At 71.1% G+C, this 12,706-nt stretch carries 9 protein-coding genes and 2 pseudogenes; 6 read left to right on the top strand and 5 right to left on the bottom strand.

Annotated elements, in window-relative coordinates; all coding sequences use genetic code 11:
• Positions 1 to 1,431, top strand: a pseudogene (locus EFK10_RS10485) (response regulator); the annotation flags it as partial.
• Positions 1,432 to 1,541: 110 nt separating this feature from the next.
• Complete coding sequence (locus EFK10_RS10480; protein WP_127355456.1) at positions 1,542 to 2,111, top strand: hypothetical protein; 570 nt, start codon at positions 1,542 to 1,544, stop codon at positions 2,109 to 2,111.
• A 57-nt stretch (positions 2,112 to 2,168) separates the two neighbouring features.
• Here EFK10_RS10480 and EFK10_RS10475 read toward each other — a convergent pair whose 3' ends face one another.
• The 5 genes and pseudogenes from EFK10_RS10475 to EFK10_RS10455 all read right to left on the bottom strand — a co-directional run bounded on the left by EFK10_RS10475 (position 2,169) and on the right by EFK10_RS10455 (position 6,704).
• Positions 2,169 to 3,821, bottom strand: coding sequence for a long-chain fatty acid--CoA ligase (locus EFK10_RS10475; protein WP_127355455.1), 1,653 nt, complete (start codon positions 3,819 to 3,821; stop codon positions 2,169 to 2,171).
• 105 nt (positions 3,822 to 3,926) lie between these two features.
• On the bottom strand, positions 3,927 to 4,451 hold the full coding sequence (locus tag EFK10_RS10470; RefSeq protein ID WP_127355454.1) for a SigE family RNA polymerase sigma factor: 525 nt from the start codon (positions 4,449 to 4,451) through the stop codon (positions 3,927 to 3,929).
• Positions 4,448 to 4,819, bottom strand: a pseudogene (locus tag EFK10_RS10465) (glycoside hydrolase domain-containing protein); the annotation flags it as partial. The pseudogene EFK10_RS10465 and the gene EFK10_RS10470, both read right to left, overlap by 4 nt.
• Before the next feature lie 18 nt (positions 4,820 to 4,837).
• The gene (locus tag EFK10_RS10460) at positions 4,838 to 5,704 is read right to left on the bottom strand and encodes an MEDS domain-containing protein (RefSeq protein WP_127355453.1); all 867 of its coding nucleotides are present in this window, start codon (positions 5,702 to 5,704) and stop codon (positions 4,838 to 4,840) included.
• Positions 5,705 to 5,840: 136 nt separating this feature from the next.
• Positions 5,841 to 6,704 (bottom strand): LLM class F420-dependent oxidoreductase, encoded by an 864-nt coding sequence (locus tag EFK10_RS10455; protein WP_240677131.1) that lies wholly within the window; start codon positions 6,702 to 6,704, stop codon positions 5,841 to 5,843.
• A 210-nt stretch (positions 6,705 to 6,914) separates the two neighbouring features.
• On the opposite strand from EFK10_RS10455, the gene EFK10_RS10450 reads away from it, so the two are divergent.
• The 4 genes from EFK10_RS10450 to EFK10_RS10435 form a co-directional block, all read left to right on the top strand.
• Complete coding sequence (locus EFK10_RS10450; protein ID WP_206305395.1) at positions 6,915 to 7,658, top strand: response regulator transcription factor; 744 nt, start codon at positions 6,915 to 6,917, stop codon at positions 7,656 to 7,658.
• A gap of 151 nt (positions 7,659 to 7,809) precedes the next feature.
• Positions 7,810 to 9,249, top strand: a complete 1,440-nt coding sequence (locus EFK10_RS10445; RefSeq protein WP_127355451.1) for a sensor histidine kinase — start codon at positions 7,810 to 7,812, stop codon at positions 9,247 to 9,249.
• A gap of 26 nt (positions 9,250 to 9,275) precedes the next feature.
• On the top strand, positions 9,276 to 10,859 hold the full coding sequence (locus EFK10_RS10440; protein WP_127355450.1) for a bifunctional glycosyltransferase family 2/GtrA family protein: 1,584 nt from the start codon (positions 9,276 to 9,278) through the stop codon (positions 10,857 to 10,859).
• A gap of 143 nt (positions 10,860 to 11,002) precedes the next feature.
• A partial coding sequence (locus tag EFK10_RS10435; protein WP_240677130.1) for a glycosyltransferase family 39 protein occupies positions 11,003 to 12,706 on the top strand: 1,704 nt, incomplete at its 3' end.

Below are 12,706 nucleotides of genomic sequence, written 5' to 3'. Positions count from 1 at the left end.
CTCCCGGCGCTGCCCCCCGCCACCGCCGACGCCCCGGAAGCGCCCACCGGGCGGCGGGGCCGCCGCGCCCCGGAAGCCCCGGAGTGGCCGGAGGCGAACGGCTCCGCGCAGCGCCGGCCCTCGGCGATCGTCGACCCGCGCAAGCTCCCGGCAGCGGCCGAGGAGCGCCCGGCCATGCTCGAACTCGAGGCCCCGCCGCAGGTCGTCCAGCAGCGACAGCCACAACTGCCGCCGCAACTGCCGCCGGGGCCGCACCCGTCGATCCCCGAGCAGACCCAGCGCGCCCCGCAGCCGCAGCTCCAACCGCAGCCCCAGCCCCCCCAGCCGCAGCCTCAAGCGACCCCCCAGTCCCAGCAGTCCCAGGCCCAGCCGCATCCCCAGGGTGACACCAACGGCAGCCGGGCCATAAGCGTTCGCACCCTAGGCCAGGGCGTGCCCTTCGCCCAGCAGATCGCCGAGCAGACGCAGAGCGCCCCGAGCGGCCGCCGACGCAAGCTCAACGCCCCCGCCGAGAGCGAGGCCCGCCCGCACCCCACCGTGCCGGAGCAGCAGCAACCCCAGCAGCAGCCGCAACCGCAGCAACCCCAACAGCCGTCCGCCCAGCAGCCGCAGTCCGCCGGCCGGGCCTACGCCATAGGGGCGCCCACCGAGGGCGACGAGGGCCCGGAGCCGCTGGACGGCCCGAACGGCGCGGTCGACGTGACCGACGAGAGCGTGCCCGTCCTGGGCGAGCCGCGCCGGCTGCTCGTTTGGCCCGAGCCGGACGTCTCGACCCGGCAGGCGCTGACCGACCGGGGCTACCGGCCGGTGATCGTGCGGAGCCGTGAGGAGGTCGACGCGCAGGTCGCCGAGCCGCCCGCCGCGCTCTTCGTCGACCCGCTGACCGGCCCGATCACCCGCACCGCCCTGCAGTCGTTGCGCCAGGCCGCCGCCCAGGCCGAGGTCCCGGTGCTGGTCACCGCCGGGCTGGGGCAGGCCACCCGCGAAGCGGCGTACGGAGCCGATCCCGCCGTACTCCTCAAGGCGCTCGCGCCGCGCGACAGCGAGCAGCATCCGCCCCGGGTGCTGCTGGTGGAGAGCCATCTGCCGATCGCGGAGGCGTTCACCGGCACGCTGGAGCGGCGCGGGATGCAGGTCGCGCAGGCCGGTTCCGAGGCGGACGCGATGACGATCGCCTCGCAGGTGCATCCGAACCTCGTGGTCATGGACCTGATGCTGGTCCGGCGCCGCCGGCACGGCATCGTGGACTGGCTGCGCGCCAACGGGCAGCTCAACCGCACTCCGCTGGTCGTGTACACCTCCGTGGACATCGATCCGGCCGAGCTGCCGCGCCTCGCCTCCGGCGAGACGGTGCTGTTCCTCGCGGAGCGGTCGACGAGCACCGATGTACAGTCCCGGATCGTCGATCTGCTGAGCAAGATCGGTTCCTGACGCTCTTTCGGCTCACCCAGGTCGCAGGTGATCGTCCGTCATGTTCCGCTCGGAACGTCAAGTTGACCGCTCCCGTCCCCGGTCGGGAGCTGCACCGTTTCGAGGAACGCATGACTCAGCGATACGTCCCCGTCAACCCCCGGGCGCTCGCCGCTCCGATGCTCGCGCTGTCCCTGTTCCTGATCGTCGGGCCGATGGGCGATGTGGCGTCGGCGGAGGCGCCGAGCGCGTCGGCCGCAACGGCCGCGTCGGAGGTCGCCCAGGCCGGGCCTTGGATCACGGTCGGCGCACTGACGCTTGTCACCCCCACCACCGCCGACACCATCACCACCCGCCGCCCGGTCTTCAGCGGAACGGGCACGGCCGGCGACACCGTCACCGTCTGGCCCAAGGACGGCGACCCGTACTGCTACGTCACTGTCGGCCCCGACGGCAAGTGGACCTGCCCGCCCACCCGCGACCTGCCGGTCGGCAACCAGGTCATCGCGGTCAACGAGACCACCCCCGGCACCCCGGGCTCCAAGGGCCTGGTGCGGCTGCGGCTGTTCATCACGCCGGACGCCACGGGTCCGGACAAGCCGTGCCCGCCCGACCAGGACGACCACAAGAAGAAGGACGACCACCACGAGAAGGACGACCACCACGAGTCGAACCATCACCACTCCATCTTCGACTGGTGATCACCCCCATACGCGTACGGAGGGCGGCCCGTACCGCCCTCCGTACGCCTGTCAGGCTCAGCCCAGCCTGGTGACGTCCAGCTTCCCGTCCGCGTAGTCCCGGCGGATCACCTTCTTGTCGAACTTGCCGACCGAGGTCTTCGGCACCGCCGGGATGATCGCCCACCGCTCCGGCAGCTGCCAGTGCGCGATGCGCGCGGCAAGGAAGGCGCGCAGCGACTCGTACGTGGCCGTGGAGCCCTCCTTCAACACCACCGTGGCCAGCGGCCGTTCGCCCCACTTGTCGTCGGGGACGGCTACGACGGCCGCCTCGGCGACGTCGAGGTGGGCCATGAGGTGGTTCTCCAGTTCGACGCTGGAGATCCATTCGCCGCCGGACTTGATGACGTCCTTGGCCCGGTCGGTGAGGGTGAGATAGCCGTTGGCCGTGATCGTGCCGACGTCTCCGGTACGCAGCCAGCCGTCAGGGCTGAACTTGTCCTCGGGCCGGATCGGGTCGGCGCCCGCGCCGCCGTAGTAGGCACCGGAGATCCACGGTCCGCGCACCTCCAGCTCGCCCGCCGACTCGCCGTCCCACGGCATGTTTTCGCCGTCCGGGCCGACGAGCCGCGCCTCGACGCCCGCCGGGAAGCGGCCCTGCGTGACGCGGTAGGACCACTCCTCCTCGGCCGAGAGGCCGGCCGGGGGGTGGGCGACGGTGCCGAGCGGGGAGGTCTCGGTCATACCCCAGGCGTGGCAGACCTTGACGCCGTACTTCTCGTCGAAGGCCTTCATCAGGGACGGCGGGCAGGCGGAGCCGCCGATGACCACGGCGCCGAGGGAGGAGATGTCGCGGGGCTTGGCGGCGAGTTCGGAGAGCAGGCCCTGCCAGATGGTGGGGACGGCGGCGGCGTGGGTCGGCCGCTGGGTCTCGATCATCTCGGCGAGCGGGGCGGGCTGCAGGAAACGGTCGGGCATCAGCAGGTTGATGCCGGTCATGAAGGCTGCGTGCGGGATGCCCCAGGCGTTGACGTGGAACATCGGGACGACCGGCAGGGTGGTGTCCGCGGTGGTCAGGGCGAAGGACTCGGCCATGTTGACCTGCATCGAGTGCAGATATATCGACCGGTGCGAGAAGAGCACGCCCTTCGGGTCGCCGGTCGTGCCGGAGGTGTAACACATGGCCGCGGCCTCGCGTTCGTCCAGCTCCGGCCAGTCGTACCTGGTCGGGCGGCCGCCGATCAGCGCCTCGTACTCGTGGACGGTGGCGGTGGTGCCCGCCAGGAGCGAGATGTCGCCGGGGCCGACCACGACGACGTGCTCGACCGACTCCATGGCCGGCAGCAGGGGGGTGAGCAGCGGCAGCAGCGAGCCGTTGACCAGTACGACGCGGTCGGCGGCGTGGTTGGCGATCCAGACGAGCTGGTCGGCGGGCAGCCGCAGATTGAGCGTGTGCAGGATCGAGCCCATGGAGGGGATCGCGAGATAGGCCTCGACATGTTCCGCGTTGTTCCACATCAGGGTGGCAACGCGCTCGTCGCGCTGGACGCCCAGTTCGTCGCGGAGCGCGTTCGCCAGCTGTACGGCACGCAGTCCCGTCTCCCGGAAGGTGCGGCGCTGCGGCTCGGCGTCACCGGTCCAGGTGGTGATCGTGGAATCCCCGTGCACTGTGGTGCCGTGCACCAGAATACGGGTCACTGTCAGCGGAACGTCCTGCATCGTGCTCAGCACGGGGCCTCCTCGAAACGCGGCTACGCGAGGGTAGGCCTGCCCGTGCGGCTCAGGATCGGACAGACCCTCGTCCGCGATTCTGGCTCCATACCGCGCGGTATGTCACTACCCAACGAGCAATTCGGGGTCTTCCCGTAGTTTTGACAGGGCTCGCGACACCGCGCTCTTCACTGTGCCCACCGACACCCCGAGGGCCTCAGCGGTCTGCGCCTCGCTCATGTCCTCGTAGTACCTGAGCACGACCATGGCCCGCTGCCTGGCCGGCAGCCGCGCTATCGCTCGCAGCATCGCGTCGCGCTGCGCCTGGTGCTCGGCCCCGTCCGGGACCGCGTCCACCGCGGCGGGCTCGGGAAGCTCGTCGGTCGCGAACTCGTCGACCCGGCGCTTGCGCCACAGCGAGGTGCGGGTGTTGACCAGCGTGCGGCGGACGTAGCTGTCCAGAGCGCGGTGGTCGTCGATCCGCTCCCAGGCCAGGTAGGTCTTGGTCAGCGCGGTCTGCAGCAGGTCCTCGGCGTCGCTCGGGTTGGGCGTGAGCGAGCGCGCGGTACGCAGCAGCGCCGGGCCCTTGGTCCGTACGTAGCTGGTGAACTCATAGCGGGTGAACTCGCTGCTGCACACAGGCGTGGTCATGGGCTCAACGCTATGAGCCGGGCCCGGTCCGGCGGATCCGCCGCAAGTCCCGAAGCGGGATCACCCTCAAGGAGTAGGCCGGGGGCTGTCCTCACCTCCCGGGGGTGTACACCGACCCCGACTACCCCGAGACGATTGCCACAGGGCGTCCATGCGGGTGCGGTCGATGTGCAGTTTCCGGCCGCCGATGCCGGAGTTCGAGCTGCGTAGAAGCCGGGCAGGTAGTCGGCCGCCCTGACCTGGCGGTTCCAGGCCCGTACGAAGGACAGGGTGGGCGTGGTGCAGCGGGCGCGGGTGACGCTGTACGCCTCCATGTCGAGGAGGTAGAGAGGGCTGCGCGGGGCGAAGCCCAGGCGTGCCGCCCGGCGGACGGCGTCCTTTCTGCGTTACGCCTCGATGAGGAAGAGCTGGGGTACCTCGGTCGCCCCGCACAGTCGCAGCGTGCGGGCGTGCAGCGGGGGGCACCTCAGGACGAGCCGTACGGCCGGGTCGAGGGCGGCGACGCGGTGGATGAGGGTCGCGGCGCAGTGCGCGTCGATGAAGGACAGCTCGGTGAGGTCGATGATGCGCGGGGTCCCGGCGGGGCTGTCGAAGGCCTCGCGGAGGCCGAACTCGAACTCGGCGCGGGTGGCCAGATCCGCGTCGCCGCTCATCCAGAGGATGCCTTCGCCGTGCTCGACGCGCAGTGCGTCCAGGCTCTGCAGTACGGACGCGGGGTGCGCGGCCGAGACGCGGCTGATGAGTTCCGGCGTGAAGCGGCGGAGGTCGTACTCGCAGATCGTGGTGCAGCCGATGCCGGCGAAGACCGGGGTGATCGCGGCCTCGTAGTCGACCAGGCGGTCGTGGTCGACGCCCGGCCGGAGCACCCACGACATGTCGCCCACGGCACGGATACCGGGGAACCCCAGACGGTGGGCGTCCTCCGTGGCCTCGACCCAGGTGGCGACCCGGGCCTCGGGCTCGAACCCGGCGTCCGGGTGGTACCCGGGGATGTCGTTCACCACGACGAGGCTGCCCCGCACCAGCGCCCGCCCGGCCGGCACGCCGAGCCCGGCCAGGTGGTTGACCGTTTCTTCCACGCTGGTCCCCGGGTCGGTGAAGAACATCACCAGTTCGCCCCTGGACAGCCCGATCTCGGCGAACGCCGCGCGGATATCCCACCGCGCGGCCTCGTCGTCGAACCCCAGACACGCATGATCGCCCGACGCCATTCGGTCGACCGAGACCGCGCGAGGGCCGGTACCCCTGTCCATGCGGCGAACGTACGCCCGGCCTCGCCCCCCAGTCGCCCACCGATCACCTTTGACCGCACTCTGTTCCCTTACGGCACCCCCTGCCCACCAATGACTCCCTCCGCACCGCGACTTGCCCACCGCCGCAGTCCGATCATCAGCCCGCCACCACCTCCGCGAGCTGCCGCCAGCCTGCCCGCGGGAGTTCCGTGCGGTTCTGGCCCTCTACGAGGAGTTGCAGGGCAATGTGGTCGGCGCCGGCGGTGTGGAAGTCGGCGAGGCGGTGGCGGATGCGGTCGGGGGTGCCCCAGGCGGTGAGGGCGTCGACGAGACGGTCGCTGCCGCCGTGGGAGAGGTCGTCGTCGGTGAAGCCGAGGCGGAGCCAGGTGTTGGTGTAGTTGGGGAGGGTCAGGTAGAGGGCGAGGGCGCTGCGGGCGATGGCGCGGGCGCGGTCGGGGTCGGCCTCGAGGATGACCTTCAGTTCGGGGGCGAGGAGGGGGCCTTCGCCGAGGATGGCGCGGGCCTGCGCGGTGTGCTCGGGGGTGACGAGGTAGGGGTGGGCACCGGCGGCGCGGTCGCGGGAAAGCTCCAGCATGCGCGGGCCGAGGGCGGCCAGGACGCGGCGGTCGGCGGGGACGCCGGCCTTGTCCAGGTCGTCCAGGTACTGGACCATCGCGGCGTAGGGCCGCCGGTAGCGTTCACCGGCGATGGCGGCGTGGCTGACGCCCAGGCCCAGCAGGAAGCGCCCCGGGTGGGCGGCGTCGAGGTCGGCGAAGCGGGCGGCGGTCTCCTCGGCCTCGTACGACCAGATGGGGAGGATGCCGGTGGCGACGGTGATCGACGAGGTGGCAGCCACCAGGGGAGCCGCGTGTTCGACGCCGCTGCTGCCGCCCAGCCAGATGGCTCCGTAGCCGAGTTCTTCCAGCTCGGCGGCGGTTTCGGCGAGCTCGCCGGCTCGTGCGGGGTCCTCCGAACGCAGTGCGGCGTGCCAGATTCCGTAGCGGCCGACCGATGGCTTCACAGCTTTCCTCCACCCAGAGTGTTCGATCCTGATCGTACAAACCTCGGACTGAGTGAGCCTATTCCACTCCTTTAGGACTCCTTCATTCCTCTCTCATGTGAGAGTCCTAGCCTTCCCTCAATGTATGCATCGGCCAGGGACAGGCTTTTCTCAGGTAATTCACAGATGACGAACAGCCTTCCCTAAGAAGTGACTCACAGGATTGCCACTATGACCGCGTCCTCATCTCCTGCAGCCGTAGACCTCACCCGCCCCGACGGTTCGCCCGTCCGGGTCCTCGTCGTTGACGACGAAGCTGCGCTCGCAGACCTTCTTTCCATGGCCCTGCGTTACGAGGGCTGGGAAGTCCACACCGAAGGCAACGGCACCGACGCCCTGCGCTCCGCGCGCGAGCTGCGACCGGACGCCGTCGTCCTCGACGTCATGCTGCCCGACATGGACGGCCTGGAAGTGCTGGCGCGGTTGCGCCGGGAGTCGCCGGACGTGCCGGTGCTCTTCCTGACCGCCAAGGACGCCGTCGAGGACCGCATCGCCGGGCTGACGGCGGGCGGCGACGACTACGTCACCAAGCCGTTCAGCCTCGAAGAGGTCGTCGCCCGGCTCCGCGGCCTGCTGCGCCGCTCCGGCGCGGCCGCGGCCCGTACGGAATCGCTGCTGGTCGTCGGCGATCTCGTCCTGAACGAGGACAGCCACGAAGTCAGCCGCAGCGGCACCGGGATCCACCTCACGGCCACCGAGTTCGAGCTGCTGCGCTACCTGATGCGCAACCCGCGCCGGGTGCTGAGCAAGGCGCAGATACTCGACCGCGTCTGGTCGTACGACTTCGGCGGCCAGGCCAACGTGGTGGAGCTCTACATCTCCTACCTGCGGCGGAAGATCGACGCCGGGCGCACCCCGATGATCCACACACGGCGCGGCGCCGGCTACCTGATCAAGCCGGGCGAAGCGGTGTGACCCCGTCGTGACAGCCGACGTACTGGCAGGCCGAGCGGGCAGGTCCGGCAGGGCGGCCCGTGGTGTCCCGCCCCGGCCCGGCCGGCGCCCCGGTCACCGGCCGCGCCGGGCCTTCTCACTGCGTACACGACTGGTCCTGTCGTCGATCGCGATGATCGCGGTGGTATGCGCGGTCATCGGGGCGGTGACGACGATTTCGCTGCGGTCGTACCTCGACACCCAGCTGGGCAACCAGGTCTCGGCCGTCGCGGACCGCGCGGCGGGTCCGCTGGCGGCCCATGCGAGCAAATACGGCGACGAACTCGGCTTTCTGCGCAGCCCCGGCCTGCAGCCGGGCGTCATCGGCGCACACCTCACCGACAACCGCGTGGTGACCTCCGCCGGAATCGCGGTGCAGATCACGCCGGGTGAGGCGATGGAGGTACAGCAGTTCACGGCCGAGCAGAAGGCCGTGTTCGCGTCCGTGCCGCTGGACGCCGGGACGCATAGGGTCACCATCCCCGGCTACGGCACGTACCGGGTGCAGTTGGTGCACACCGCCGCCAGCAGCAGCGGCTTCACCGTCATCGGGCTGTCCACCACCGAAGTCGACGACACCATCAGCACCTACATCACCATCGAGGCCCTCGTCGCCGCCGCCGGGCTGATCGCGGCGGGCCTCGCCGGCTCCCTGATGATCCGTTACTCGCTGCGTCCCCTGCACCGCGTCGCCGCCACCGCCGCCCGGGTCTCCGAACTGCGGCTCGACAAGGGCGAGGTGGCTCTCTACGACCGTGTCCCCGACGGCGACACCGACCCACGCACCGAGGTCGGCCAGGTCGGCGGCGCGCTCAACCGCATGCTCGGCCATGTCGCCGGGGCGCTCAACGCCCGCCATGAGAGCGAGACCCGGGTCCGGCAGTTCGTGGCCGACGCCAGCCATGAGCTGCGTACGCCACTGGCCTCGATCCGGGGCTACGCGGAGCTGACCCGGCGCGGCCGGGAGCAGATCGGCCCGGACACCCGGCACGCGCTGGGCCGGATCGAGTCCGAGGCCGCGCGGATGACGACGCTGGTCGAGGATCTGCTGCTGCTGGCCCGGCTGGACGCCGGGCGGCCGCTGTGCCTGGAGGCCACCGACATGTCGCCGCTAGTCGTGGACGCGGTCAGCGACGCCCGCGCGGTCGGCCGGGACCACAGGTGGCGCCTCGACCTGCCCGACGATCCGGCGTGCGTGCTCGGCGACCCGGAGCGGCTGCACCAGGTGCTGACCAATCTGCTGGCCAACGCCCGTACGCACACCCCACCCGGCACCACGGTGGTGGCCCGGGTCGTGCCGACCGACTTCGAGGTCGTCGTCGAGATCGCGGACAACGGTCCCGGCATCCCACCGCACCTGCTGCCGCACGTATTTGAGCGTTTCGCCCGTGGCGACGCCTCCCGTTCGCGGGCCGCCGGAAGTACCGGGCTCGGCCTTGCGATCGTGCAGGCGGTGGTCACCGCGCACGGCGGCCGGGTGAGCATCAGCAGCGTTCCGGGAGAGACGATTTTCAGGGTTCATCTACCTGTAACGCACTCACAGGTGGGTCTCAGTTTGGCCACAACGTTATGACAGGGCATCGCCGCAAAGTACATGTCATGCGCACTCAACAGCTCCCGCCGAGTGGCACGTCGTCCCCCGACCGGGGGGCCCTGCCCGCTCGAGAGCACCTGGCTGTCTCGCAGACCGAGCCAGTGCTCGATGTCGTGATCCCCGTATACAACGAGGAGAAGGACCTCGAAGGTTGTGTGCGCAGATTGCACGCGCACCTCGCCCGGACCTTCCCGTACCCCTTCCGTATCACCATCGCGGACAACGCGAGCATCGACCGCACCCCGGCGGTTGCCCGGATGCTGCAGGCCGAGATCCCCGAGGTTCTGTCCTTCCGACTTGAGCAGAAGGGCCGGGGGCGGGCCCTGCGGACCGTGTGGTCCGCCTCCGAAGCGCCGATCCTCGCCTACATGGACGTGGACCTGTCCACCGACCTCAACGCGCTGCTGCCGCTTGTCGCCCCGCTCATCTCCGGCCACTCCGACCTCGCGATCGGCTCCCGGCTGGCCCGGTCGTCCCGAGTCGTGCGCGGCGCCAAGCGGGAGTTCATCTCCCGTACGTACAACCTCATCCTGCGCGGCTCGCTCGCCGCCCGCTTCTCCGACGCCCAGTGCGGCTTCAAGGCGATCCGCAAGGACGTCGCCGAGCGGCTGCTGCCGCTGGTCGAGGACACCGGCTGGTTCTTCGACACCGAGATGCTGGTGCTGGCCGAGCGCGCGGGCCTGCGGATCCACGAGGTCCCGGTCGACTGGGTCGACGACCCCAACTCGACGGTGGACATCGTCAAGACGGCCACCGATGACCTCAAGGGCGTCCTGCGGGTCGGCCGCGCCCTGGCCACCGGCGCGCTGCCGCTGGACCGGCTGCGCCGCCCTTTCGGCGACGACCCGCGCGACCGCGACATCGCCGATGTGCCCGTCGGCCTGGCCCGGCAGCTCGTCGGCTTCTGCGTGGTCGGCGGCCTCAGCACGCTTGTGTACCTGCTGCTCTTCTCCGTCTTCCGGCTCGGCATGGGATCCCAACTCGCCAACGCCCTGGCCCTGTTGGTCTCCGCCGTCGGTAACACGGCGGCCAACCGCCGCCTGACCTTCGGCGTACGCGGACGGGACAAGGCCGTGCGGCACCAGGCACAGGGCCTGGTCGTCTTCGCCATCGGCCTCGCGCTGACCAGCGGTTCGCTCGCCGCGCTGAGCGCCGCCAACCCCCAGTCCTCACAGGGCACCGAAGTCGCCGTCCTCGTCGCGGCCAACCTCGCCGCGACCGTGCTGCGATTCCTGCTCTTCCGGGCCTGGGTCTTCCCGTCCCAGGGCGACGGCGCGGACGGTGGCCGGCCGTCCGCGCGGCAGCCGCTGCAGCCCGTGCAGCAGGTGACTCCGGTGCAGGTCCGTCCCGGCACGCCGTACGACAACACCTCGTACGAGAGCACCCCGTACGACAGCGGCACGTACGCCCCAACCACCGGCTACGAAGACCGCGGCGCCACCCTCCGCGCCGAGGAGCCGTACCGGTACGCCGACGTACCGCAGGGCGGCACCCCTTGGCGGGTCAGCGGCCAGACGGGATACGGCGACGAGACGGTGCAGATGCGCCCCATCGACCCCCACGAGCACGACCCGAGGAGTAATCGATGACCACGTCCCGTAACGAAGGGGCCTCTACCGGGGCCCCGACGGACGGCACGTCACCCTGGCGGTCGCCGGAGGAAATTTCTCCGGCGCCGCCCAGCGGCGTTTCGGCCCCTGTGCCCCCGCCCCCGACTCAACCGCCGGCCGGCGTGCAGCGCACCCCGGTGCCGGTGGGTGCGTCGGTGCCCGGATCCGCGCCTGGTTCGGTGGCCGTCGCGGTCGCCGAACCGGTCGCGTCGGAGCCGGTCCTGGCGGGCTCCGGCGGCGACGGCGCACTGCCCCCGCCCGGCGAGGGCGGCGGTGGTGGCGGCGGCGACGGCCAGGGGCCGCGCGGCTTCACCACCCGGGTGTGGCGCGGACGACCCGAGGACGCGGCGTGGGTGCGCCCCGCCCTCCTCGGGCTGCTGCTTGTCACGGCACTTCTCTACCTGTGGGACCTGAGCAGCTCCGGTTACGCCAACTCCTTCTACTCCGCCGCCGTTCAGGCGGGCAGCAAGAGCTGGAAGGCCTTCTTCTTCGGCTCCTCGGACGCCGGGAACTTCATCACCGTCGACAAGCCCCCGGCCGCGCTGTGGCCGATGGCCCTGTCCGTCCGCATCTTCGGCCTCAGCTCCTGGGCGATCCTCGTCCCCGAGGCCCTGATGGGCGTCGCGACGGTGGGCGTCCTGTACGCCGCCGTACGCCGCCGCTTCAGCGCCGCCGCCGGCCTCGTCGCGGGCGCCGTGCTGGCGCTGACCCCGGTCGCCGTGCTGATGTTCCGCTTCAACAACCCCGACGCGCTGCTCGCGCTGCTGATGGTCGTCGCCGTCTACTGCGTGCTGCGCGCGCTGGAGAACGCGAACACCAAGTGGCTGGTGTGGGCCGGCGTCGCCTTCGGCTTCGCCTTCCTCACCAAGACCCTCCAGGCCTTCCTGATCCTGCCGCCGCTGGCCATCGTCTACGCCGTCTGCGCACCGGCGACGCTGAAGAAGCGGTTCGTCCAGATCGGCTACGCGACCCTGGCGCTCATTGTGTCGGGTGGCTGGTGGGTCGCCATCGTCGAGCTGTGGCCCGCGTCCTCGCGCCCGTACATCGGCGGCTCGCAGGACAACAGCTTCCTGTCCCTGACCTTCGGCTACAACGGCTTCGGACGCCTCACCGGCAACGAGACCGGCTCGGTCGGCGGCAGGGGCGGCGCCGGCGGCAGCCGGTGGGGCGCGACCGGCATCACCCGGCTCTTCGGGTCCGACATGGGCGGCCAGATCGCCTGGCTGCTGCCCGCGGCTCTCATCCTGCTGGCGGTGGGCATCTGGCTGACCTGGCGGGCAACGCGTACGGACACGCAGAGGGCCGCTTATCTGGTGTGGGGCGGCTCGCTGCTGTTCACCTTCGTGGTCTTCAGCTTCATGTCCGGCATCTTCCACGAGTACTACAACATCGCCCTCGCGCCCTACATCGCGGCGCTGGTCGGCATGGGCGCCACGGCGCTGTGGGAGCGCCGTTCGCACATCGCCGCCTCGGTGGTGCTCGCCGTCACGGTCGCGGTCACCGCGATCTGGTCGTACGTCCTGCTGAACCGTTCCGCAGACTGGTACCCGGGGGTGCGCTACGCCGTCCTCATCGGCGGCATCGTCGCTGCCCTGGGCCTGCTTCTCGCGGCACGGCTCGGCAGGCAGCTCGCCCTCGCCTCGGCGGGCCTCGGCCTGGCCGCCGCGCTGGGCGGCCCGCTCGCGTACACCGTGCAGACCGTCGACACCGGCCACACCGGTTCCATCGTCACCGCCGGTCCCGCCGTCCAGGGCGGCAGGGGCGGCTTCGGCGGCGGTGGCGGGGCGCGCGGCGGCGCCGGCGGCTTCCCCGGCGGCATGCGGGGT

This window comes from Streptomyces soli (assembly GCF_003999195.1).
Classification (GTDB): Bacteria; Actinomycetota; Actinomycetes; order Streptomycetales; family Streptomycetaceae; genus Actinacidiphila; species Actinacidiphila soli.
Note: the sequence above shows the minus strand (reverse complement) of the source record. Positions and strands in the feature narration are given on the sequence as shown.

What these genes read in the sequence shown, in the direction of transcription:
- EFK10_RS10470 (WP_127355454.1), bottom strand. Translation starts at nt 4,451, where the DNA reads ATGACCACGCCTGTGTGCAGCAGCGAGTTCACCCGCTATGAGTTCACC.
- EFK10_RS10480 (WP_127355456.1), top strand. Translation starts at nt 1,542, where the DNA reads ATGACTCAGCGATACGTCCCCGTCAACCCCCGGGCGCTCGCCGCTCCG.
- EFK10_RS10440 (WP_127355450.1), top strand. Translation starts at nt 9,276, where the DNA reads ATGCGCACTCAACAGCTCCCGCCGAGTGGCACGTCGTCCCCCGACCGG.
- EFK10_RS10460 (WP_127355453.1), bottom strand. Translation starts at nt 5,704, where the DNA reads ATGGACAGGGGTACCGGCCCTCGCGCGGTCTCGGTCGACCGAATGGCG.
- EFK10_RS10445 (WP_127355451.1), top strand. Translation starts at nt 7,810, where the DNA reads ATGATCGCGGTGGTATGCGCGGTCATCGGGGCGGTGACGACGATTTCG.
- EFK10_RS10450 (WP_206305395.1), top strand. Translation starts at nt 6,915, where the DNA reads ATGACCGCGTCCTCATCTCCTGCAGCCGTAGACCTCACCCGCCCCGAC.